Source organism: Streptomyces klenkii, assembly GCF_003626645.1.
GTDB lineage: Bacteria > Actinomycetota > Actinomycetes > Streptomycetales > Streptomycetaceae > Streptomyces > Streptomyces klenkii.
The window spans coordinates 457,436-481,008 of the sequence record NZ_RBAM01000006.1 but is presented as its reverse complement, the minus strand read 5'-3'; the positions used below and the strand labels follow the sequence as shown (position 1 = coordinate 481,008).

13 protein-coding genes are annotated in these 23,573 nt (G+C 75.1%); 1 reads left to right on the top strand and 12 read right to left on the bottom strand.

All coding sequences use genetic code 11. The features are described from left to right. Positions 1-141: 141 nt before the first annotated feature. The 3 genes from D7231_RS17360 to D7231_RS17350 form a co-directional block, all read right to left on the bottom strand. Positions 142-1,545, bottom strand: coding sequence for a condensation domain-containing protein (locus D7231_RS17360; RefSeq protein ID WP_422396728.1), 1,404 nt, complete (start codon positions 1,543-1,545; stop codon positions 142-144). A gap of 84 nt (positions 1,546-1,629) precedes the next feature. Next, positions 1,630-3,927: an MMPL family transporter gene (locus tag D7231_RS17355; protein ID WP_120756353.1), complete on the bottom strand. Its 2,298-nt coding sequence runs from the start codon at positions 3,925-3,927 to the stop codon at positions 1,630-1,632. Next, positions 3,921-11,477 (bottom strand): type I polyketide synthase, encoded by a 7,557-nt coding sequence (locus D7231_RS17350; protein ID WP_241999771.1) that lies wholly within the window; start codon positions 11,475-11,477, stop codon positions 3,921-3,923. Before D7231_RS17350 ends, D7231_RS17355 begins: the two co-directional genes overlap by 7 nt. 252 nt (positions 11,478-11,729) lie before the next feature. Here D7231_RS17350 and D7231_RS17345 point away from each other — a divergent pair, with 252 nt between their 5' ends. After that, on the top strand, positions 11,730-12,125 hold the full coding sequence (locus D7231_RS17345) for a rodlin (protein WP_194962682.1): 396 nt from the start codon (positions 11,730-11,732) through the stop codon (positions 12,123-12,125). A 28-nt stretch (positions 12,126-12,153) separates the two neighbouring features. Here D7231_RS17345 and D7231_RS17340 read toward each other — a convergent pair whose 3' ends face one another. The 9 genes from D7231_RS17340 to lanKC (D7231_RS17300) all read right to left on the bottom strand — a co-directional run bounded on the left by D7231_RS17340 (position 12,154) and on the right by lanKC (D7231_RS17300) (position 23,485). Further along, positions 12,154-12,528, bottom strand: a complete 375-nt coding sequence (locus tag D7231_RS17340; protein ID WP_120756352.1) for a hypothetical protein — start codon at positions 12,526-12,528, stop codon at positions 12,154-12,156. Then, positions 12,525-13,013, bottom strand: coding sequence for a roadblock/LC7 domain-containing protein (locus D7231_RS17335; RefSeq protein ID WP_120756351.1), 489 nt, complete (start codon positions 13,011-13,013; stop codon positions 12,525-12,527). Before D7231_RS17335 ends, D7231_RS17340 begins: the two co-directional genes overlap by 4 nt. A gap of 44 nt (positions 13,014-13,057) precedes the next feature. Then, positions 13,058-13,867 carry a transcriptional regulator gene (locus tag D7231_RS17330; protein WP_228775515.1) on the bottom strand — a complete coding sequence of 270 codons (810 nt, stop codon included), beginning with the start codon at positions 13,865-13,867 and terminating at the stop codon, positions 13,058-13,060. Next, complete coding sequence (locus D7231_RS17325; protein WP_120756350.1) at positions 13,864-14,247, bottom strand: hypothetical protein; 384 nt, start codon at positions 14,245-14,247, stop codon at positions 13,864-13,866. The genes D7231_RS17330 and D7231_RS17325 overlap by 4 nt, the downstream gene beginning before the upstream one ends. 279 nt (positions 14,248-14,526) lie before the next feature. Further along, the gene (locus D7231_RS17320) at positions 14,527-16,137 is read right to left on the bottom strand and encodes a M4 family metallopeptidase (RefSeq protein ID WP_120756349.1); all 1,611 of its coding nucleotides are present in this window, start codon (positions 16,135-16,137) and stop codon (positions 14,527-14,529) included. Between the two features lie 230 nt (positions 16,138-16,367). After that, positions 16,368-16,562 (bottom strand): Fe-S cluster assembly protein IscX, encoded by a 195-nt coding sequence (gene iscX, locus D7231_RS17315; protein WP_120756348.1) that lies wholly within the window; start codon positions 16,560-16,562, stop codon positions 16,368-16,370. Then, positions 16,549-17,832, bottom strand: a complete 1,284-nt coding sequence (locus D7231_RS17310) for an MFS transporter (RefSeq protein WP_120756347.1) — start codon at positions 17,830-17,832, stop codon at positions 16,549-16,551. Before D7231_RS17310 ends, iscX begins: the two co-directional genes overlap by 14 nt. A 7-nt stretch (positions 17,833-17,839) precedes the next feature. Beyond that, positions 17,840-20,401 carry a class III lanthionine synthetase LanKC gene (gene lanKC / locus D7231_RS17305; RefSeq protein ID WP_120756346.1) on the bottom strand — a complete coding sequence of 854 codons (2,562 nt, stop codon included), beginning with the start codon at positions 20,399-20,401 and terminating at the stop codon, positions 17,840-17,842. A 447-nt stretch (positions 20,402-20,848) separates the two neighbouring features. Continuing rightward, entirely contained in the window at positions 20,849-23,485 is a 2,637-nt protein-coding gene (gene lanKC, locus D7231_RS17300; RefSeq protein WP_120756345.1) for a class III lanthionine synthetase LanKC, read from the bottom strand. Positions 23,486-23,573 lie beyond the last annotated feature (88 nt).

Genomic DNA, 23,573 nt, shown 5'->3' with positions numbered 1-23,573 from the left:
TTGCCGCCGGAACCGTCCGCGCCGCTACCCCGGATGAAGAAGCGAAGGCCGGGCCGACGGGACGCGGGCCTCGATCCGCGGAACGGCCGGAAATCCCTCCTTGCACCAACTCCTCTACAGGACAGAGGGTTCAGGTACTACTTAGACGCGCGTGACCAGCTCCTGCCGGGCCACGGTCACGATGAATTCCCGCAGCCGCTCGATGCACAGCCGCATGTTCTTGTGCGCGACATCGGTGTCCGGATAGCGGCAGGCGAACTGCATGCCCTCGTGGAGCCTGGTGATCCACGCGCACACCTGGTCGCCGTAGGACACCCGGATCAGCCCGTACGCCTTGAGGCCCTGCCAGCGCTCCGAGCCCGGGATGCCGCGCGCGTCGACGAACGACACGATCGAGTACAGGTCCGGCGAGGTGGGCCGGAAGTCGGCGCCCAGCAGCTGGAGGACGCGGGCGATGGGCATCCGCGCCATCAGCCTGTTCTCCCGCAGCGCGGCACGGACCAGCTCCAGGGCGCCGTCGAAGTCCGCCGCCTGCGCCACGGGCACCTCGATCGGCGCGCCGCCCACGTACCAGCCCACCGAGTCCGACCACTGGGACTTCACCCTGGTGTGGAACGGCACCACCGTGCGGTACACCTGCACCCCGCCGATCTCGCGGACGATGAGCCCGACGGCCGCGAGGACGCCCACGAGGCTTCCGCCGTAAGGGCGGCAGTACGCCTCGAAGGCCGCGGCGTCGGCCTCGTCCACGAGCATCTCGTGCAGGAACGTCTGGGTCGGCAGCGGCCCTTCGGGGTCGAGGCCGAGGTCGACGGGGAAGTCCGGCAGCTTCCCGTCGCACCGCGCGATGAACTCCCGCCAGCGGGACACGATCGCGTGCGTGTCGTCGATCCGGTCGGCCTCGGTGCGCTCGGACACGCAGAAGTCGATGTAGCTGGCGGGCGGCGCCGCGTTCACGGCGCGGCCTTCCAGGGCGGCGGCGTAGAGCTCGTGGATCTCGGCGGTGATGCGCTGGATCGAGTACGAGTCGACGTTGCTGTGGTCGAAGGCCATGTACACGCTCGTGCCGTCGTCCCTGACGACGGCCGCGAAGATGAAGTTCGGCCAGCTGAGGGCGTCCGCAGCGGTGTCGAAACGATCCTGTAGGTAGCGGGTCAGCGTCTCCGCTTCGGAGAAGTGACCGACATCGTTGCGGTGCAGCGCGACGGCGTCGGCGTCCAGCGTGAAGCGCCGCATCTCGTCGCCGGCCCAGCGGAAGCCGCTGCGCAGCGTCTCGTGCCGAAGTGTCCAGGCTCTCAGGGCGACTTGGAGGACGTCGAGGTCGACCTCCCCGGGGATGTCGAAGGCCGTGCCGAGCCAGGTCGGCATGAACAGGCCGTCCTGGCGCACCGATCGCGCCGTCCGCACGTGGGACTCCTGCACGTAGGCGGGCGGACGGTGGTCGTCCGGCAGGCTCAGCGCGGCCTCGACAGCCGTCGGGTGCAGCGTCCACTCCACGAGCCGGCCGGGCCGGATTTCGCAACGCTGGATGTCGGTCATTCGCACGGGACTCTCCGTTCGCATGCCCCCGGATTGCTCAATGTGGGATCAACGATCGGACGAACGCAAGGAAACGCCGGCGGACCGGGATCAGGAGAGCTCCTCGCCGGGAGAGGTGCCGAGGTGGGGGCCGTCGGACGCCGTGGCGGAGCGGCGGGGGAACGACGGCAGCCACCAGTTGGCGCGGCCGGCCAGGCGCATGACGGCGGGTACGAGGAGCGGGCGGATCGTCACCGTGTCCAGGACGACCGACAGGGCCGTCGTGACGGCGAGGAGCTTGACGAAGGCGACCTCGGCCGTGGCCAGGGCGAGCAGCACGACCAGCACGAGCGCGGCGGAGGCCGTGAACAGCGGGCCCGCCGCCTGGAGTCCCGCGGCCGTGGCCCGCACGGTGTCGCCGGTGCGGGCGTGGGCCTCGCCGATCCGGGCCAGCAGCAGGATCTCGTAGTCCAGGGACAGGCCGAACGCGAGGCAGAACGTGATCACGGGCACGACGACGCTGATCGTGCCCGTGGGCGTGAAGTCGCCGACCAGCCACATCAGGTGGCCCTGCTGGAAGATGAACACCATGGCGCCGAACGACGCGGTCAGGCTGAGGAGGTTGACCGCGAGCGCCTTCAGAGGCAGGAACACGCTCCGGGTGAACGCGAGGAGGAGCAGGAACGTGGCGGCGGCCATCGCTCCCAGCGTCCACGGCAACCGCCGGGCGAGGGTGTCGCGGGCGTCCTGGAACTGTGCCGTCGGCCCGCCGGCGAGCACCGGGGCGGGCGCGCGGGCCGCGCGCAGCCGGTCGGCGAGGGCGGCGGACTCCGGGGCGTACGGGTCGGCCGTGCCGCTGACCGCCAGCCAGGTGCCGGCAGGGGAGGTGAAGTTCCGCAGGGCCGGGCAGCGCGGCAGGGTGCCGGGCGCGGAGGGCGCCTCGGCCGCGCAGGCGAGCGGGACATCCTGGCCCTGGACGTAGGAACCGGTCGCGGTCCGCACGCCCAGGACGCCCGGGAGGACCGACAGGCGCCGGGCGTACGCGTCGAGCTCGCCGGCCCGGCCGCGGTCGTCGGGCCGCCATCCCGGCAGGACCACCTCGACGGGATTGCGCAGTTGCGGGAAGCCGTCGCGCAGTTCCTGGGTGGCGCGCACTTCGGGGGCGTCGCGGGGCAGCACCCGGTCGTCGCTGAAGCCGAAGGCGACCTGGCGGAAGGGGAGCGCGAGGACGAGCAGGGCCCCGGTGGCGACCACGGTGACCAGCACGGGGCGGCGCATCACCCGCAGGGCCAGCCGCCGCCAGCCGTCCCGCGGCCGGTCCGGCGGGCGGCGCAGGCGGGCGAAAAGGTCGCCCCGGCCGATCGCCCGGGGGAAGCAGGACAGCGCCGCGGGGACGAGCAGCAGGGCCGCGACGGCCGCCAGCAGCACCACGCCGGCCCCCGCGTAGGCCATCGAGCGCAGGAGGTACAGCGGGAACAGCAGCAGACCGAGCAGGCACAGCGTCACGGCGGCCGCCGAGACGGCCACGATCCGCCCGGCCGTGCGGACCGCGCTGAGCACGGCCTCCTCCTGGGGCAGGCCCGCGGCGATCTCCTCGCGGTAGCGCGCCACCAGGTAGAGGCTGTAGTCGATGGCGAGGGCGAGCCCCATCGCGGCCGTGATGTTCAGCGCGAACGCCGACACCTCCGTCACGGCGGTCAGGGCGCGCAGCACGGCGAGCGTGCCGGCCACCGCGACCGCGCCCACGGCCAGCGGCAGGCAGGCCGCGGCCACGCTCCCGAAGACGAACAGCAGGAGCAGCAAGGTGGCGGGGACGGCGAGGAGTTCGGTCCGCAGCAGGTCGCGTTCGCTGTAGCGCTCCAGGGCCCGGTCGAGGACGGCGTGCCCGGTGACCTGCACCCGCAGGGGAGCGCGGGGCGCGGTGGCGGCCGGCAGCAGGCGCTCGACGGTCGCCCGTGCGGCCCGCCCGCCGCCTTCCAGGCGCACCGACACGAGCGCCGTGCGGGCGTCGGCCGAGCGCAGCGCGAGGTCGTCCACGGTGCTGCCGGCTCCGGCCGTGCGGCACGCGCCGCGGGGGACGGGGCCGGTCCAGTAGGAGTCCACGCCGGTGACCCCGGGCTCGTGGCACAGGCGGCCGACGAGGGCGAGGCCCGCGGCGCGGGCGGCGGGCGCGTCGACCGAGTCCGGGGCGCGGGCGAGCAGGACGACGTCGGGCGCGCCCGCGTGGAACCGGCCGGTCAGCAGGGCCTCGGCGCGGGCCGAGGGCGAGCCGGGCGCCGTCCAGCCGCCGCTCGCCAGCCGGGCCGCCACACCGTGGCCGAGCAGCCCGCAGGCCACGGCGGTCAGCGCGGCCAGGACGAGGACCGTACGGCAGTGGCGCGTGCTGAAGCGGGCCAGGGACGTCAGCACGGCGGCGCCTGCCCGGCCGGGTCGGCGGCGGGTCCGTGCTGCGGGGGGACGCCCGGGAACTCCGAGACCTCCGGGAGGGGTGCGGCGGCCGGTGCGGCTTGCGAGCCCGGTGCGGTGCCGGGTCCCAGCCGGAGGTGGACGATGCGCGCGATGTCGGAGGCCGTGCCGCCGCCGCGCATCAGCTCCATGGGCGGAACCCGGACGTCGAAGCGCCGGTGCAGCGCGGCGAGGAACTCGGCGGCCATGAGGGAGTCCACGCCGTACTCCTCGATGCGCCGCCCCGGGTCGATCCGCGCGGGGTCGAGGTGGAGGACGTCGGCGAGGATCCGTACCAGCTGGCCGGTGATGGTGCGCAGCGCGTCCGCGGGCGTCATCGCCGCGAGCGCCCGGACGATCTCCGCGTGGGTGTGGCCGGTCTCCTCGTCGGGCTCGGGCACGAGCTGTTCGTACCGGGGCGCGGCGAGCGCGGGCAGGCAGCCGCGCAGCCGCGCCCAGTCGTACCGGCCGACCCCCGCGACCTCCGTGCCGTCGCCCAGCAGCACGCCGGCCGCGTCGAACACCTCGCGCGGGGAGAGCGTCTCCATGCCGCCGCTCTCCATGGCGGGGGCGAGGCCGTTGCGTGCCACGTAGCCGGTGCCGCCGAGGGCACCCCAGCCCACGGCCAGGCCCGCCTCGCCGTCCCGCCGGCGCCGGCGGACGAGTGCTTCGAGGAAGAGGTTGCCCGCGGCGTAGGGGGCCTGGGTGACCTGCCCGACGCGTGCGGCGACGGAGGAGAACACCAGGAAGAGGTCCAGGTCCTCCCGGCCGCGCGTGAGCGCGTCGAGGACGGCACCGCCGGCGGCCTTGGGGGCCAGGACGGCGCGGAAGCGGTCGTCGGTGAGCGACTCCAGCGGGGCGTCGTCCAGGTGCATCGCGCAGTGCACCACGCCGCGCAGCCGGTGCCCGCCCGTGTCGATCTCCTCCACGATCCGCCGCATGCCCGGCAGGTCGGCGACGTCCGCGGCGTAGGGCACGGCGTGCACGCCGCGCTGCTCCAGGCCGGCGAGCAGCGTCTCGCAGCCGGGGGTGCGCGCCCCCCTGCGGCCGGTGAGGGCCAGGTGGCGCGCGCCGTGGTCGGCGAGCCAGTGCGCGGTGGCCGCGCCGTAGCCGCCGAGGCCTCCGGTGACGAGGTACGTGGCCTCGGGGTCGAAGCGCGGAGCGCGGGCCCGGGGTTCGATCAGGGCGGGCTCGTCGAGCGGGTCGAAGGAGACGACGACCTTGCCGGTGTGCCGGGAGTGCTGGAGCAGCCGGAAGGCCTCCTCGGCGCGTGCGGCGGGGAAGACCGTGTGCGGCAGCGGCCGGTAATCCCCGGCCCGGATGTGCTCGCCGACCTCGGCGAACAGGCGGGCCGCCCGCTGCCGGTCGGCCAGCAGCGCGAGGAGGTTGACGCCGAAGAACGCCAGGTCGCGCTCGAAGGGGCGCAGCAGCAGCCGGTTGTTGTCCAGGATGTCGCGCTTGCCGAGCTCGACGAAGCGGCCCCCGGGCCGCAGCAGCTCCAGGCTGCGGGAGACGGCCTCGCCCGCGAGGGAGTTGAGGACGACGTCGACGCCGCGCCCGCCGGTGAGCTCCCGCACCCGGGCGGCGAAGGCCAGGCTGCGCGAGTCCAGGACGTGCTCGACGCCCAGGGCGCGCAGCAGGTCGCGTTTGGCGGGGCTGCCGGCGGTGGCGATGACGTGTGCTCCCCGCAGCCGCGCGAATTGCAGCGCCGCGAGGCCCACGCCGCCCGCCCCGCCGTGCACGAGCACGGTCTCCCCGGCCGCGAGCCGGGCCTGCCGGCCGAGGCCGTAGTGGACGGTCAGGAACACCGCGGGCAGGGTGGCCGCCTCGGCGAAGCCCGTCGCGTCGGGCATCCGGGCCACGGCGTCGGCGGCGGTGACCACGTGCGAGGCCAGGCAGCCGGAGCCGCTGGCGAACACCCGCTCGCCCACGGCGACCCCGGTGACGCCCGGTCCGACGGCCGCGACCGTACCCGCGCACTCCAGCCCGTACACCGCTTCGAACCGCCCGTCGGCGGAGTCCTCGCCGGCCATGGCACCGGTGGCCAGGACCACGTCGCGGTAGTTCAGCGCGGCCGCCCGCACGGCGACCAGGACCTGCCCGGGGCCCGGCGCCGGCCGCTCCGTCTCCACCCAGGCCGGCCGGAAGGACAGCCCGGGATCGCGGACTTCCAGGGCGAACGCGCCGACGGCGGAGGCGGGCACGAGGGGCCGGGGGAAGTCCCGGTCGCGCGGGACGAACCGGCCGCCGCAGCGCGTCAGGACGACCTCGGTCTCCTCCGAGGGGGCGAGGAGCTCGCGGGCGAGGCGGTCGGCGTCGGCCGCCGTGTCGCCGCTGCGCGCCAGGGACACGCGGCGCGTCGTCAGCGCGGCCTGCTCGTTGCCCAGGCACTGCACCACGCCCCACGCGGCGGCATCCACGGGATCGAGGACGTCAGCGGCCCTGGGCTCGTCCGGTCCGGGCTCCGGCACCGCGCCGCAGGGCCGCGTCACGAGCCACAGCGCGACGCTCTGACCGCCCGTCAGCCGCCCGCACGCCACGGCCAGGGCGCGCAGCACCGCGCCGCGCCGCGTCGTCCGCTCCACCGCGTCGTCGGCGCCGGCCGGGGCGAGCACGAGGACGATCACCGTCTCCCGGGACAGCAGCGGGGCCCACGCGCCGGGGTCCTCGCCGGCCACGGCGGTGTGCACCTCCACGGCGTCGGCCGCGTGCAGGAGGCCCGCCGTCGCGCCCGCGAGCCCGTTCTCCTCCGGGGTCTCGGCCACCACGACCCAGGAGGTGCCGATGCCGGCGGCGGGCGGCGCCGGAGCCCGCACCGGCAGGTCGGCGCGGGCGGCCAGGAACACCGAGAAGTCCTCGCAGGCCGGTTCGGCGTCGTCGCCGGTCCGTACCGTGCCCGTGAAGCCGCAGCGCGCGAGGAGCGCGGCCCACTCCTCGCGGCCGAGCAGCGGGGAGCGGGGCCGCAGCCCGGTGTCCGTGCGGTTCCAGAAGCTCTCCAGCGTGCCGAAGAACGGCACCAGGCACAGCGGGTCGTGGCTCTCCAGCACCAGCAGCCGGCCGCCCGGGGCGGTCAGCGACGCCACCCGCCGCACGGCCGCTTCCAGGTCCGCGGCGGCGTGCAGGGAGTTCGCCGCGACGACCAGGTCGAATCCGCCCTCGGGCAGGTCCTGGCCCGCCGGGTCGGCATCCACGTCGAAGGTGCGGTAGTCCACGAAGTCGTACGCGGCGAAGCGCTGCCGGGCCCGTGCGAAGTACGACGGCGAGACGTCCGTGAAGAGATAGCGGGTGCGGTCGGGCGGCAGCAGCGGCAGCAGGGCCGCGGCGGCCCCGCCGGTGCCCGCGCCGACCTCCAGCACCCGCAGCGGCCGCCCGGCCGGCAGCGCCGCCACGATCTCCCGCACCAGCGCCTGCGCGACGCGGTTGTGGAAGCGCAGCACCGGCGCCACGTCGTGGAACTGTTCGAGGGTCGAGGTCGCGCCCTCGGCCCCGAGCAGGTCCAGCGGGTCGCGCGCGCCCTTCAGGACCTCACCCAGGTGCAGGAACTGGCGTACGAGCAGGGAGAGTTCGGTGGAGAAGGCGGGCTGCTCGAGCAGGCCCTCGCGCAGCATCCCGACCGCGCACCGGGGCTCGTCCCGGCGCAGCCAGCGGCCGTCCGGCTCCTGCCGCACCAGCCCGTACTCCGTCATCGCGGTCAGCATGAGCTCCATCGCCTGCCGGTGCCTCGGCAGCATCCCGCCCGCGACCAGGTCCCCCACCGTGAACGAGCCGCTCCCTTCCGGCAGGAGACCGCCGAGCGCGGCGGCGTAGGCGTGGGCCGCCGCCTCCTGCAAACGGGCGGCGAAGCGCGGGTAGCCGGCCGTGCGCCAGTCGCGGCGCAGGGCCAGGATCCGGCCCGCCGCCCGCTCGGCGACCTCCCGGGGCCCCGGCCCGGCGAGGGGCTCCTGCGGGTCTCCGGGCCGCGGGGCCGCACGCAGCACCGTCTCCTGGCGGGTCACCGGCGTGCGCCGCATCCCCGTCAGGCGCCGCATCCGGCACCCCTCCAGCTCCACCGCGACGGTGCCGTCCGCGTCGGTGAGGGCGATGTCCCAGCACACCTCCGTCGCCGTCCGGCCGCGCTCGCGCACGTGAACCGCCCCCTCGGCCGCCGGAGCGCGCCAGACGCGGACCCCGTCCATCGCCGTCGGCAAGTACGTGTGCCCCACGAGGATCTCGTCGTCCAGCAGCGGGGCCCCCGCCTGCACCGCGCCGTCCAGCAGGGCCGGGCTGATCTCCAGCCCCTCCAGGGGGCCGTGGCCGGCGTAGGCCGCGACGACCTCGCCCTCGCCCGCCCACAGCTCCGTCAGTACCCGGAAGGACGGCCCGTAGCCGAGCCCGGCCTCGCCGACCCGCCGGTAGTGCTCCTCGCCGGTCACCCGGCGGCCGCAGCGGGCCCGCGCACCGGCCAGGTCCGCCGGCGCCGGAGGCTGCCCCCACCGGGCACGCACGCGCCCGCGCGCGTGCCGGCTCTGCCCCGTCGTCTGGTCGTCCGTGCTGCTGATCAGCACCACCCCGTCCTCGGGGTCGAACGACACCTGCGTGTGCACCGTGCCCGGCTCGCCCCACGGCACGAACAGCGGTCGTACGAACTCCAGGTGGTCGGCCTCCACCGCCGTGTCCAGCACCCGGCGGCCCGCCGCCAGCGCCATCTCCACGTAGGCCGTCGCGGGCATCACGACCGACCCGCCGAGCCGGTGGTCGGCGGCCCACGGCAGCCGCGCCGGCTCGACCGCGCCGTGCCACACCGGCAGCGGCGCCGGCATGCGCTCACCCAGCAGGGGGTGTTCCGTGCGGCCGTCCCCGCTGCTGCGCACCCACGACTCCGGCCCGCCGCTCCAGTGCCGTTCGCGCTGCCAGGGGTAGGCCGGCAGGGACGCCACCCGGCCCGGGCGCGGGAAGAGCGCGCCCCAGTCGGCCCGGGCCCCGGCCGCGAGCAGCCCGGCCACCGCGGTGCGCAGCGCGCGCACACCGTCGTCGCCCTTGCGCAGCGTACGGGCCACGGCCCGCAGCCCGGGCGCCGGGTGACCCGCGGTGACGCGGCGCAGGTAGCTCTGGAGGACCGGCTGCGGGCCGATCTCCAGGAAGATGTCGGCGCCCTGCTCCAAGGCCCCTTCGACGGCGTCCGAGAACAGCACCGGCTCGCGGACGTTGCGCCACCAGTAGTCCGCGTCCAGCTCGGGCCCCTCCAGGGGCTTGCCCGTGACGGTCGACAGCAGCGGCACCCGCGCGGGGGAGGGGCTCAGCGCGGCGAGGGCGCCGTGCAGGGGAGCGCGCAGCGGATCCATGGCCGCGCTGTGGAACGCGTGGTCCAGGTCGAGCTCCGCACACACCACGCCCCGCCCCGCCAGATCGCCCAGCAGCCGGTACAGCTGCTTCTGCGGGCCGGCGACCGTCACGTCCCGGCGGGAGTTGACCCCCGCCACCTCCAGCCCCGGGTACCCGGCCAGCAACTCCCCGGCCTGCTCGCGGGACATGCCCACGGCCGCCATCCGCCCGCACCCGGCCAGCGGCGCCTGCGCGCGGCTGCGCTCGGCGATCACCCACGCCGCCTCGCCGAGCCCGAGCGCCCCCGCCGCGTGCGCGGCCGCCACCTCGCCGACGCTGTGGCCCAGCACGACCGACGGCGTGATGCCGTGGGCGCGCAGCACGGCCACCAGGCCCGTCTGGAGCGCGAACAGCAGCGGCTGGGCCACCTCCGTGGCCCTCAGGCGCTCGGGCGACGCCTCGGCCAGCTCCTTGACCACCGACCACCCGACGTGCGGCGCGAGCTCCTCGTCCACGGCCTCGACCGCGGACCGGAAGACAGGGTCCGCCAGCAAGTCCGCCCCCATGCCCGCCCACTGCGATCCGTTGCCGCAGAACGCGAACGCGATCCGGCCGTCCCGGACCGCCTCCCCCGTCACGGCCTCCACGGCCGGCACCTCCGCCGGCGACTGAGGAGGGAGCGCCGCGCGCGGGGCGAGCCGCGCCAGCGCCTGCGCGGCCTCCCGCGGCCCGCCGGCCAGCACCGCCGCGCGCAGGGGATGCTTCCCGCGGCGCGCGCAACTGGTGTGCGCGAGGTCGTAGAAGTCGTCCGGCCGGGCCTGCGCCAGCTGCTCGGCGGCCCGCGCCGCCGCCTGCGCCAGCGCCTCGGGCGTCCGCGCGGAGACCATGAACGGCAGCGACCGCGCACGGGCCGCCCCCCGCCGGGCCCGCGGCGGTGGCGGCGGGGCGGCCGTGACCACGGCGTGGGCGTTCGCGCCCCCGAAGCCGAAGGAGTTGACGCCCACCACCGGCCGCCCCGCGTCGCCGTCGACCGGCCGCGCCTCCGTGGCCGGGGCCAGCCCCAGGCCCGCGAAGTCGATCCCCGGATGGAGCGGCAGGGCGTGCAGCGTGGCCGGGATCCTGCGGTGCCGCAGCACCAGGAGCGCCTTCAGCAGCCCGGCCATCCCCGAAGCCGGCTCCAGATGCCCCAGGTTGGACTTCACCGAACCCACCGGCAACGCGCCCCGGCGCCGCCGCGTCCCCAGCGCCCGGCCGACCGCCTCGCACTCCGCCGGGTCCCCGGCGGGGGTTCCCGTCCCGTGCGCCTCCAGGTAGACGACCTCGTCGGGGTCCACGCCCGCCTGCGCGTACACCGACGTCAACAGGGCTTCCTGCGCACGCGGGTTCGGCAGCGACAGCCCCGCCGTCCGGCCGTCGCTGCCCACGGCCGTCGCCAGGATCACCCCGTGGATCCGGTCCCCGTCGGCCAGCGCGTCCCGCAGCAGCTTCAGCACCACGACCCCGCCGCCCTCCGCCCGCACATAGCCGTCTGCCGCCGCCGAGAACGGCGCGCACCTCCCGCGCGGCGACAGCATCGACGCCTGCGAGAACCCGACGAACGGATACGGGCTGAGTAGGACGTTGACGCCCGCGGACACGGCCGTGCGGCTGGTGCCCTCGCGCAGCGTGCGGCAGGCCCGGTCCAGCGCCACCAGCGCCGAGGAGCACGCGGTGTCGACGGCCATGCTCGGGCCGCGCAGGTCGAAGGCGTACGAGATCCGGTTCGCCGCGATCGACGCCGCGCCGCCCGCCATCGTGTAGGCGTCGACGCCCTCGATCCGCAGCATCTGCTGCGCGCCGTAGGAGGCGTCGGAGATCCCCACGTACACGGCGGTGTCCGAACCGGCCAGCGCCGCCGGGTCGATCGCGGCGTCGTCGAGGGCCTCGGCCGTCAGCTCCAGCAGCAGCCGCTGCTGGGGGTCCATCTGCGCCGCTTCCCTGGGCGAGATGCCGAAGTAGCCGGCGTCGAAGCCCGCGATGTCGTCCAGGAATCCGCCCGCCGCCGTACGGCTCTTGCCGGGGCGCGGCGCCGAGGGGTCCACGAAGCGAGCCGTCTCGAACCGGTCCTCCGGCACCCGCGTGATCAGGTCCCGGCCCCGCTCCAGGGCCTCCCACAGCGCCGCCATGCCGTCGATGCCGCCGGGCAGCCGGCAGGCCGCCCCGACGACGGCCACGGCCCGGTCGTCCCGCGCCGAATCCTCTGAGCTCTCCGGATGCACGCGTGTACGACCTTTCCTGGCGGACCGGGCTCATGGGTGAGCCCGCACGGCTGGTGACGCTCCGCATCTTGTCGGTGACGCATGGTGCGTGCAAGCGGCCCGCCGGGCAGCGGTCGAATGGGTGACAACCCGGAACATTTACGACATCGGGGAGTTGGTCAGTGTGCGTTCCCCCGGGGAACCGCGGACCCAGTGAAAGGTGCTGAAGTGCTGAAGAGGGTGATGGCCGCAACGGCCTTGACGGCCTCCGCCGTCGGCATGATCGCCGGCCCCGCCGCGGCCGTCGGCGACGGCCGGGACGTGGCCAACGCCAACGGCGCGCGGAACGGCTCCGGCGAGACCATCACCGGCGGCTACATGAGCCCGCAGATGACCGCGGTCCAGGACACGCTCAACAACCTGTGCATCGGCGTCGGCAAGCTCGGCGTGCAGTCGCTCCTGCTGCTCATCAACGTCGGCGTCCAGGACCTTCCGGTCCTCACGTCGCAGGAACAGCAGCAGTGCACCAACGGCTCGGTGACCGAGAACGGCAACAACCCGCTGTCGCACCTCGCCGAGCGCATCTCCCTGGCGGACCACAACGGCAGCGGCAACCGCCGCTAGACCGTTGCCGGACAGCCGCTGGACACCGCTAGACCTCCAGTTCCGCCTCTATCCGCTTCAGCTGGTGGCGCGCCATCGCGAGATTGGCGCGCCGCGAGTCCAGCACCAGGTAGAGGAAGAGGCCGTTGCCGCCGCGGCCGGTCAGCAGCCGGATCAGGTGGTACTGCCCGCCGAGGGTGATGAGGATGTCCTCGATGGCGTCCTGGATGTTCAGCATCTCCATCGTGCGCAGCTTCGCGCGGACCACGTCCGTGTTGCCCGCCGCGGCCACGTTGAGGTCGAGCGACTGGGATCCGCCGAGCGTGCCCAGCGCCATGCCGCTGCCGTAGTCGACGAGCGCCACGCCGAGGGCTCCCTCGATCGAGCCCATCGCGTCCTTGAGGGCGGTTTCGGTGTTCGTCATGAAGAGACTCCGTTCTCGTTGCCGGGGTTTGTGCTGCCGGGCCGGTGGCCGGGGCGTGAGGGCAGGGGCGACCGGGAGGGCGGCGGCGGGGCCGCGGCCCGTTCCCGGCGGTCGGCGGGCCCGCCGGTCAGCGGGGCGATCCGCGCCCCGGCCCGGCGGGCCTCCAGGTTCAGCCGGCCGACGTTGGCGTCGGCCGTGGCCAGGAGCGTGAGCACGGACGAGGGCCCGGCCGCGTACGTCGCGACGTAGCCGTGCTCGCCGCGGACGAGCAGTTCGCGGAAGCCGCCGTGGCCCACGGCGTCGGTCAGCCGCGCGCCGACGCCGAGCGCCGCCGCGGTCAGCGCGGCCACGCCGTCCGGCTCCATGCCGGTGACCAGATGGGCGATCACCAGCCCGTCCGTACTGGCCACCATCGCCCCGGTCAGGTGCGGAACCCGGGCCCGTAGCCCTTCGAGTTCGGCGAGCACCTCGGGTGCGGCGGTCATCTGCTGTCTCCTTCCGGCGAACGGTCTGAAAGCGCGCCTCACCGTCACAGGGCCTCCAGGGCGTCGCGGATCCGGTAGAGCAGGGAGAGCTCCGGAGCCGCGGGAGGCGGCGGCACCGGAGCGGTCGGGGTGTCCGCGCAGGGCGTGCGGACGAGGCCGGCGGCGGCCAGCCGCCGCACGTCGAGGAGGGTCGCGAAGGCCGGGCGCCCGAGGTCCCGCGCGATCTGCACGGGGGTGCGGACGCCGTCGGCGGCCGCCAGCACCGCCCGCCGCCCGGTCGCCTGGGCCGGGCCGGCCCCGCCGTCGGACGTGCGCACCACCGGCGCGGCGTCGACCTCCGGCCGCGGCCAGGCCCGTTCCAGCAGCCGCCGCCTGCGGACGACCTCCCGCCGCAGCAGCGGTACGGGCACGGGGCGGATGGGACCCAGCCAGTGCCGGGCCCCGCCGAGGAAGCGGTCGGGGGCGCGCAGGCCCGGGCCGAGCGGGGAGAGGACGAAGTAGGCCGCGTCGAACAGCGCGCTCAGGTGGCACAGTTCCAGCTCGCCGCGGCTCAGCCGGCCGCGCTCGACGAGGAGGCTGCCCGCACGGTAACCGGGCCCGCCCTCCGCGACCGCCTCCTCCCACGCCTGCGGCGACAGCCGTCCCCGGGCGGTCAGCCGCCGCCCCAGGTCGGGCACGGCGGGGCTCTCGGCGTGCACCACGGCGCCGTCGGCGAGGTAGAGCGCGCCGGCACAGCCGTGCAGGGCGCCGGTGGCCCGCTCGGAAGCGAGCCGGTCCAGGGTGCGTCCGGCCGTCTCGGACGCCGGTTCGGCGGTGTCCGGGGATAACGGTCCTGCCGGGGCGCGGGCGGTCATGCCAGGACCAGCCTGTCCGTCAGGCCCTTGAGCCGGAACAGGGCGACGGCGAGGTTCGCCTCGGCGCGGTCCAGCCACAGGTAGAGGAAGACGCTGCTGTCGAAGCCCGTCTCCACGAAGCGGACGAGGTGGTAGCTGCCGCGCGCGGTGACGATCAGGTCCTCGACGGGGCCGGTCCGCGCCGTGGCCCCGGTGAACGCGCTGTTCTCGAAGGCGAGCCGGGCCAGCTCCGCGGTGTCGGCGGCCGCGCTCTCGTGGTCGCGCCCGGGGCCCTCGCCCGCCTCGCCCAGCGCGAGCCCGCTCGTCCAGTCCACGAGGCTCGCGCCCCGCGCGCCCGGGATGGTCATGGCCTCGGCCAGGCACCCGTCGATACCGGTCACACGATCCTCTCCCGCCCCCCGTGCCCGATTTTCAGTGGTCCCGATCACCAGCGGCGTGTCCGCTGCGACGGAAGGTAATCGATGACAGAGCAGTGGGGCGAGAGTTTTGGCATTTTCTCTCGGCACATGTGGAGGCGGGTGTATGGCGGGATTTGGACGGTCTACGGGACGGCCCGGGAACGGCCATGGAGCGGACCGGGAGCGGACCGGGCACGCCGAGGGGCCCGCCCCCTGTGGAGGTGGGGGCGGGCCCGGAAGGGGCACCCGGGGATGCCGGCCTTACTTGACGTTGACGGCGCCCCAGGCCGCCGCAACGGTCTTGTACTCGGTGCTCGTGGTGCCGTACAGGGCGCCCGCGGCCGACAGCGTCGCGGTGCGCGCGGCCTTGTAGTTGGTGTTGGACGTCATGTACGTGGAGAGGGCCTTGTACCAGATCTTGACGGCCTTGTCCCGGCCGATTCCGGTGACCTTGGAGCCGTCGGCCGTCGGGCTGTCGTACTGCACGCCGTTGATCTTCTTCGCGCCGCTGCCCTCGGCCAGCAGGTAGAAGAAGTGGTTGGCGACGCCCGAGGAGTAGTGGACGTCCTTGCCGCCCACGCCGCTGGACCAGTTGTCGGCGGAGTTGCCGTCCTTCGACGGCTTGTCCATGTAGCGCAGCGGCTTGCCGTTGCCGAAGATGTCGATCTTCTCGCCGATGAGGTAGTCGCCGACGTCGGAGGAGTTGTTGGCGTAGAACTCCACCGCGGTGCCGAAGATGTCCGACGTCGCCTCGTTCAGGCCGCCCGACTCGCCGCTGTAGACCAGCTTCGCGGTCGCGGCCGTCACGCCGTGGCTCATCTCGTGGCCCGCGACGTCGATGGCCGTGAGCGGCTTCTTGTTGCCCTGCCCGTCGCCGTAGGTCATGCAGAAGCAGGCGTCGCTCCAGAACGCGTTGACGTAGCTGTTGCCGTAGTGGGCGCGGGAGTAGGCGCCCTTGCCGTCGTTGCGGATGCCGTTGCGGCCGAGGAAGTTCTTGTAGAAGTCCCAGGTGACGGCCGCGCCGTAGTGCGCGTCGACGCCCGCGGTCTGGCGGCCGCCGCCCCAGGTGTCGGTCGCGTTGGTGTAGAGCGTGCCCGTGCCGGACGTGCCCTGGTTGAGGTCGTACGTCTTGTGGCCGCCGCGCGCGCCGTCGGTGAGCTGGTAGCTGCTGCCGCTCTTGGTCGTGGTGAGCGGCACGGTGCCGCTGTACTGGCTGGTCCCGGTGCCCGTCTCGATCGCCTCGTGGCGGAAGAGCTCGGCGCCGGTGGCGGCGTCGGTGATGACGTGCAGCTCGCTCGGCGTGCCGTCGGGCCGGACGCCCTCGACGACGGTCTCGTACGCGAGGACCGGGGTACCGGCGGCGGCCCAGACGACCTTGCGCGGGGTGCCGGCGGAGGGCTTCGCGGTGTGCGCCGAGGAGGCGGCCGACAGGGCGGTCTTCGCCGCGGCCGATGCGGGCTGCCGCGCGTCGGTCGAGGCGAGGGCCAGGGTCGCCTCGGTGGCCTTGGTGACGGTGGTGCGGCCGGCCTTGTCCCGGTGGACGACGAGGTCGCCGCCGAGGACCGGGAGGCCGTCGTAGGTGCGCTCGTAGCGGGTGTGCACGGTGCCGTCCGCGTCCTTGATGACGTCGCGGACGACCAGCTTCTCCTTGGCGCCGAGGCCGATGCGCCCGGCGGTGGCACTCGCCTGGTCCTGGGCGGTGCGTATCTCGGAGGCCCGCTGGTCGGGGCTCAGTCGGACCGCCGTGGCGCCGGGGCCGCGGTCGGCCTGGGCACCGGCCACGCCGGTCTGCACGGCGACGGCGCACAGGGCGGCGGAGGCGAGGAGGGCGGTGGTGCGGACGGTGTGGCTGCGGGGGGTGATGCGTCTCAACTCTGTCTCCTAGCAGGGGCGCCGGGCCGCGGCCCGGCGAGGGATCGGACATCCCAGGGCGGACTGCCCGTTGATGCAGGAGTGAATCGAGAGGATGGTGCCAGCTACCGCCAAAAGTTGACAGGTGCGCAACAAGAATCTGGCGTGGAGTTTTCCGACGATGTCTTGTTCGAAACTGTCGGTGCCTCCGGTGCCGGAGGTAGGCCGGAAGCACCGACTCCGGCCTCGGGTCAGTCCCTTCTGTCACTCCAGGCGAGTTGTATGGACTCCAGGATGCGTACGTTGTAGCGGGCCGGGTCGTCGCTGAACGCCTCCAGCCCGACCACCAGGTCCCGGACTTCCGGGAATGCGACGGAGAGCGGCGTGCGGTCCGGGTGCTTCGCGGCGAGTTGTGCCGCAATCTGCTGGATGTCAGTCCATTGCATGCGCCCGAGTGTGTCCTACACCGTTCGAACGGTCCAGAGCGTCGGCGGAGGCGAACGCGGCCTCCCCGGGCGACGCGGCGGCGAGGAACGCCAGGACCGCCGCGAAGCACAAGAAGAGGGTCCAGCCCGGCAGTTCGTCCAGGAAGAGTCCGGTCAGCGACGAGCCGAGCGGGGGAGTGGCCATGAACAGCAGCCCGATCGCGCTGTTCGTCCTGCCTTGCAGCCCGGCCGGCGTGCGCAGCAGCCGGGCGACCGTCAGCACGGAACCGGCGACGGCCACGGCCGCCGCGCACCCCGCCAGCAGGACGGCCAGCACCAGCGCACTCGCCGTGAGCGCCATCGCCCCGACGAGCAGCGTGCACAGCACGCCGGTCACGAGCAGCACCACGGGCGGGGAGAGGAGCCTGCCCGCGCGCGGCGCGAGGACCACCCCGGTCATCGCCCCCACCGCCGACAGCGCGGTGAGCACCCCGACCGAGCCGCCCGGCGCCCCCTCGCGCGCGGCGGTCACCACGATCGCCAGGTACACCCCGTCGAAGACGAAGTTCTGCGCCGAGGCGATCAGCGTCAGCCGGCGCAGCACGCGTTCGCTCCACAGGAAGGCGATCCCCGTGGTGAACGACCGCCACCAGCCCTCGCGCCCGGCCCCTTCCGCCGGTGGCGGTCGCGTACGCGCACGGAGCGCGCGGATGCATGCGGCGGAGACCGCGTAGGACGCGCTGTCCAGCCAGAACGGCCAGCTCGGCGACGCCTCGAACAGCAGGCCCCCGATGACCGGTCCGATCAGGAATGCGAGCTGGCCCCGCACCTGGTTGACGGCCAGCGCCGTGGCCAGCTTGCTCTCCGGCACGACCTCCCGGACGGCCGGCAGCACCGCGGCGTTGAACGGCGCGGCGAGGAACCCCAGGACGACGCCCGCGGCCAGGAGCACCGGCAGCGGCGAGAAGCCGGCGAGGACCGCGCCCGCCAGGGCCGCGCTCGCCACCGCCCGGCCGGTCTCGCACACCAGCAGGACCGTACGGCGGTCGAAGCGGTCGGCGACCGGGCCCGCCGGAAGGCACGCGAGCGCCAGCGCACCCGTCCAGACCGCCTCCACGAGCCCTACCCGCAGCGGCGAGTGCGTGAGCTGGAGGACGAGCAGGGGCAGCGCGATCGCCGAGGCGCCCGAGCCCAGCAGGGACAGGCCCTGGCCGGCGCACAGGAGCTGGAAGTCCCGGTTCCTGCGGAGGCTGCCGGGCGGGGCGGCGCGCCCGCGGGCCCCGGGCTTCACGGAGCGCTCACGGCGAGGGCGGCGGCGAGCACGGGGTCAGGAATGGAAGCGGCGGGTGCGGGAGTCCGGCCGGGCCGCCGCGGAGCGCGGTGTGCACCGCCAGCAGCACGCCCGCGCTGCCGGTCGCCAGGTCCATGGACAGCCGCAGCAGCCCGTCCATGGCGAAGGCCCGCCGGCCCCTGAACCGTACGCAGTGGAGGCCCAGGCCCCGCAGGTGTGCAGCCCGTGCGGGACCTGGGCCGGCCAGGTGGGCGAGGCTGTACAGCAGCCCCGCCTGTCCGTCCAGGAGTCCGGGGGAGAGCAGGAGTTCGGTGCCCAGGCTGTCGCGCATCCGGTCGCGCAGCAGCGCGAAGTGCGCGTCCTCGCGCTGCTGCACGTACGCGTCGAGGGCGAGGGCGATCCCGGCGCTGCCGCGGTCGAGCGCCGACAGCCACCGCTGCCCTTCCTTGACGTGGATCAGCCCCTCCCGGGGCGCTCCGCAGCGGCCGAGGTCCCTGGCCAGCGCGGTCTGCGCGTGCCGCAGCCAGGACGCCTCTCCCGTCGCCGCGTACAGCCGCGTGAAGAGCAGCGCCGGCCCCGACCAGCCGTGCGTGAGTCCGGCCGCGTCCGCCTTGCCCGCGAGCCGCTCCGTGCCGGCGAGCGCGTCCGCCAGCCGGCCGCCGAGCCGCGCGGCCGCGTCCGCGTCCCCGAAGCGCAGCCGGGCCAGGCCGATCCCGGCCAGCCCGCCGAACAGCCCGGGGCCGCAGCCTTGCAGGTCGATGCCGTCCAGCCGGGCGAGCGCCTCGCGCGCCTCCTCGGGCCGCCCCAGCTCGTCCAGGACGTACGCGATGCCGGCGAGACCGTCGTACAGCCCGGGGCGCGGCCACGGCGTCCGCTCAGCTGCCCGCACCAGCCACGCGACGTGCTCGCCGAACGCCTCGTAGTCCGCGCGCCCGGTGACGTACAAGGCGTGCAGCACGCCGGCCGCGCCGAACGCCAGGGACGCGCCCTGCTGGTCGAACTGCCGCACGTCCCCGGGGAACAGCCGGTCGGTGCGCTCCGGCGTCGCGCTGAGCAGGATCCCCTCGCGGAGGGAGTCCAGCGCGGCCCGTCCGTCCGCCGTGCACTCCTCCGGCCAGCGGGAGCCGTCCGGCCGGTCGTCCGCGGCCGGTTCGCCGGGAGGCGGGGCGAGCTCCGTGCGCAGGCGCGCGGCGTAGCCGGGCGGCAGCGGGAACCGCCGCTCCGCCCACCCGGCCAGCTGCACGTGCTTCTCCCGGTCGAAGCGCAGGAGCGGCGTGAGCGGGCAGAACAGCGCGAGGGCCACGGCGGCGAGGGCGTACGTGTCGACCGCGGCACCCGACCGGGCCCACGCGGCGGTGAAGCCCGGCGTCCCCAGGGCGGGCCGGGACGCCCCGTCCTCGCCGCCCTCCGCGAACGCCGTCTCGAAGTCGACCAGGCAGACGCTGTCGTCAGGGCGCACGATGACGTTGCCCGGTTGCAGATCCCCGAAGACGACGCCCCGCGCGTGCAGTTCGGCCACGGCCTTCTCGATCCGGCCGAGGACATCGCAGGCCCATTGGGCGTACGCGGTGACCTCGTCCTCGCCCGGGCCGTGCCGGAAGAGCGGATGGCGCCGCCCGACCGCCTCGTGCAAGGGCTCGCCCTCGACCAGTTCCTCGACGAGGAAGTGGTGCTCCCAGTGGCGCGTCCGCGCGTAGACCCGGGGCACGCAGTCCAGGCCGGCCAGCCGCCGCAGCATCGCGTGCTCGCGGTCCAGCCGGGCGACGGCGTCCGCGCCGCTGTCGTCCAGTCCCGCGTGCGGCCGGGCCTCGCGGAGCACGACGCGCCGCCCGGAGCCCTTGTCCGTGGCGCGGTACACCCCGCCGCCGTTGGAGAAGTGCAGGGCCTTCTCCACCCGGTAGGGGAAGCCGCCGGGCGCGCCCTCCTTGGCGGCCCGCACGGCGGCGGCGATGAAGGCGGGCGCCTCCACCCACGGCGGCACCCGGAAGGAGGTGCCCCGCACATCGGGCACGAGCCCGCCGCCGGGCCCCTCGACCGCCGGCACGTATTCGCCCTCGGGCGAGAAGCAGTACGCCAGGCTGAAGCCGCCGTAGCGCACGTACAGCGGGCCGTCGCCCCAGCGCAGGTCGCTCAGGATGTACGGGCCCCGCACGCCGCGCAGCAGCGCCGACAGGTCCGTCAGGGTCCGCTCCAGCTCCCGCTCGTCCGCGGGGTACACGGTGACCAGCTTGCCGCCCGCCGAGCGCGGACCCTGCTTGCTGTCGACCTGCTTGTGGACGGCAGGGCTGCGCAGGAACTTGAAGGAGATGCCGCGTGCGGTGCAGTGGTCCCAGACCGTATCGATCACGTGCTCCGCGCGGGCGGGCGTCGCCGAGGCGTGGATCTTCCAGCCCTGCCGCGGCAGCCGGGCGTCCGGGCGGTGGAGGTTGACCCAGCCGCCGCGCTCGGACCGCAGCCACCCCGGGGGCGGCGGCACGTCCGTGCGCGCGAAGCGCTCCGCGGCGTCGCCGATGCGGTCGAGCGTGTCCACGAAGCAGGGATCCGCGGCGAGATGACCCTGAGCGAGCATGCGACCTTCCCCTCCCGGTGCCCTGATCGCTGATTCCTGACCTTGATTCCTGACCTTGATGTCTGCGTTCCTGATCGCGGCGCCCTGATCCCCCGGCTCCTGCCGGCCGCGGGCAGCCCACGGCCGGCAGTCCTTGCGGGCGAGCGCTGCGTCGGCAGTGCGTCAGCCGGTGCGTCAGGCGACGCCGCGGGCGCTCTCGTAGCTGTTCGCGCAGGGCCACACGGAGGGGGTCTCCTCCTCCAGCTCTTGCAGTTCCAGGATCTCCGACATGTTCGTCACCTCCCTCCCGTAGCCGGCGTATCCGCGTATCCGGCACGGCCGTACGGCCGTACAGCCGCACGGACCGTCAGCCCATGCCGAGGCTGCTGTGCGAGCTGTTGGCACAGGGCCACAGGGCAGGGGTCTCCTCCTCCAGCTCCTGAAGCTCCAGGATCTCCGTCATCCGAATCACCTCCGCTCTTCGGCTCGTCGGGACGACGACCGCGGGTCGAGGTACGGCAGGACGGGACCGCGCCCCGCCGTGCCGTTCCCCTCGAACGCGGAGCCCAGGGCGAGGAGCACCCCCGCCGAACCCGTGGCCAGGTCCGCCGACAGGCGCAGCATCCGGAAGCCCGGGAACGCGAGGTGCCCGCGGTAGGAGTGCGCGTACCAGGCCAGGCGGCGGACCTGGGTGCGGACGTCCGCACCGGGCCGGCCCCCGTGACCGTCCAGTGCGGCCAGCGTGGCGATCGCACCCGCCCGCCCGCGCAGCAGCCCGGCGTTGCGCACGTACAGCGCCCGGCACGTGTCCCGGACGGCGGCGAGCGTCGCCGCCCTGCCGCCGCCGGGCCGGTGCCGCAGCAGCCCTTGCAGCGGGAACGCGAGCCCGCTGCTCCCGCCGTGCAGGTACGGCAGGTGGTGGGTGCCGTCGAAGAGGGTCAGGGCGCCGTCCTTCTGGACGGTGCACCGATCGATGTCGTGCCCCACGGCGCGGTCGGCGAGATCGAGCCAGCGGGCCGCGCCGGTCTCCTCGTACAAGTGCAGGAAGAGCAGGGCGATCCCGGCGGCCCCGTGCAGCAGGCCGTAAGGCGGCGGCACGCCGGGCCGGGCGGTGAGCGGCCCGGCCGTGACGAGCGCGGCGAGCTCGCCGGCGGTGCGCAGCGCGGCCTCGTGGAGCCCGGCGTCGCCGGTGACCCGCGCGAACCGCAGCAGGTTCAGGGCGATGCCCGCCTTGCCGCCGGCGAGGTCCGGGCGGATCACGCGGGCTTCGGCCGGGCGGCAGCGGGCGAGGACGCCGAGGGCCTCGTCCCGGCGGCCGAGCAGGTCGAGGACCAGCGCGACGCCGTGCAGCCCGTCGTACAGGCCCGGCTGCGGATCGGCGTCGCGCGTCGCGGCGTCCACCAGCCACGCGACGTACCGCTCCGGCACGTCGGCGCCGGCGCGGTGCAGGGCGTAGAGGACCCCGGCCGCGCCGTGGCCGAACGCGTGGCCGCCGAGGGAGTCCGGGCCGGCCGGGGTGGCGGGGAAGAGCCGGTCCTCGCGCCCGGGGGTGGCCATGGCGTGGATCCCGGCGACCAGGGAGTCCCGGACGGCGGGCCAGTTGAGGTCTTCCGCGGCGAGCAGCGCGGCGTGGTCCTCTTCGTCCTCTTCCCGTTCCCGGGCCGCCCCGTACGCCGCCGGATGCGGCAGCAGACCCGCGAGCAGCCTGCTGCCGAAGCCCGCGGGCAGCGGGTACAGCTCCTCGGCGGCCGCGGCGAGGGCGCGCAGGGTTGCAGGGCTGCGGTGCGGGACGGGCAGGAACAGCCACAGGCGCAGGGCGTCGAGCAGGTACGCGGTGGCGTCCGCGCCCCGGAGGCCGGGCGGTGCCGTGCAGCCCTCCTCGCCCAGGGCCGGGGCCCGGTCGTCCTCCAGGTCCGTGGCCGTCGCGAGACACGTGAGGACGACGCGCCCGTCGGGGCGCAGGAGCACGTCCCCCGGGTTGAGCTCGCCGAGGCGCACGCCCCGGGTGCGGAGTTCGCGCAGCGCACCGGCGATCCGGGCCACGACGGCCAGCGACCGGTCGGCGTACGCGGCCGCCTCCTCGGCCGCCCGCGCCTCGGAGGTCAGCGGGAAGGCGGCCGCCGCGGCCTCGGCCAGGCTGCGGCCCTCGACGTGCTCCAGGGCGAGGAAGTGGTGCCCGGCCCGGACGTGGTGGCCGAGGACGCGGGGCACGCAGTCCAGCCCGGCCAGCCGGCCGAGGACCGCGCGCTCCCGGGCCAGGCGCGTGACGGCGTCGTCGCCGCGCCCGTCGAGGCCGGTGTGGGGGCGGGCCTCGCGCAGGACGACGCGGGTGCCGGTGGCGCGCTCCTCGGCCAGGTAAGTGCCGCCACCGGTGGTGGCCTTCAGCGCCCGCAGCACGCGGTAGGGCAGCGGCTCGTCCGGCGCGGCGTGCAGCGTCTCCAGGTCCGGGCGCAGGAACTCCGGCAGTGCGACCCAGTCCGGGCAGCGGAAGACCGGGCGGCGGTTCTCGGGCACGAGCGTGCCGTCGGGGCGCTCCAGCGCCGGCACCAGGCGGGGTTCGTCACCGGCCCCGTACGCGGCGGCCGGCTCGGGGCAGCGCAGCGTTCCGGAGGAGCCGTACCGCACGTACAGCGGCCCGGCGCGGTGGCGCAGCCCGCCCGGGACGTACGGGCCCGGGAGCGCCTCCAGCAGCGCGTTCAGCTCGGTGAGCGCCCCGGCGAGCTCCGCCTCGCCCGCGGGGTGGAGCGTCATCAGGTCGCCGCTCGTGAGCCGGTCGGCGTGCTCACCGGCCAGCGCACGGGCGGCGTCGAGGCTGCGGACGACGTCGAAGGGGATGCCGCGCAGGAGGCAGAAGCCCCGGACGGTCTCCGCCGCGCGCGCCACGTACGGGAGCGCCACGGAGACGTGGATCCGCCAGCCCTGCGCGGGCACGCGCACCGCCCGCGGCCGCAGCGCCACCCACCAGCCGCGGTCCGTACGGTCCCAGCCCGCCGGCGGTTCGCGGAGGACCGCGGAAAGCCGCCCGGAGGTGTCGGGGAGGCGCTCGGGGAATTCGAAGAAGTCCGGGTCCGCCCGGTAGAAACGGTCGTAGTCCTTGAGATTCATCAAGACGGGCCCCTCCTCTCGGTGCCTCTCGATGCCTTTGGGAGTCTGTGGAAGTCTGCGGAACTCTGAGAAATTCTTTTGAAGACTT

Coding starts and splice junctions, on each gene's coding strand:
- iscX (WP_120756348.1), bottom strand. CDS start 16,562: ATGCAATGGACTGACATCCAGCAGATTGCGGCACAACTCGCCGCGAAG.
- lanKC (WP_120756345.1), bottom strand. CDS start 23,485: ATGAATCTCAAGGACTACGACCGTTTCTACCGGGCGGACCCGGACTTC.
- D7231_RS17330 (WP_228775515.1), bottom strand. CDS start 13,867: ATGACCGCCCGCGCCCCGGCAGGACCGTTATCCCCGGACACCGCCGAA.
- lanKC (WP_120756346.1), bottom strand. CDS start 20,401: ATGCTCGCTCAGGGTCATCTCGCCGCGGATCCCTGCTTCGTGGACACG.
- D7231_RS17335 (WP_120756351.1), bottom strand. CDS start 13,013: ATGACCGCCGCACCCGAGGTGCTCGCCGAACTCGAAGGGCTACGGGCC.
- D7231_RS17340 (WP_120756352.1), bottom strand. CDS start 12,528: ATGACGAACACCGAAACCGCCCTCAAGGACGCGATGGGCTCGATCGAG.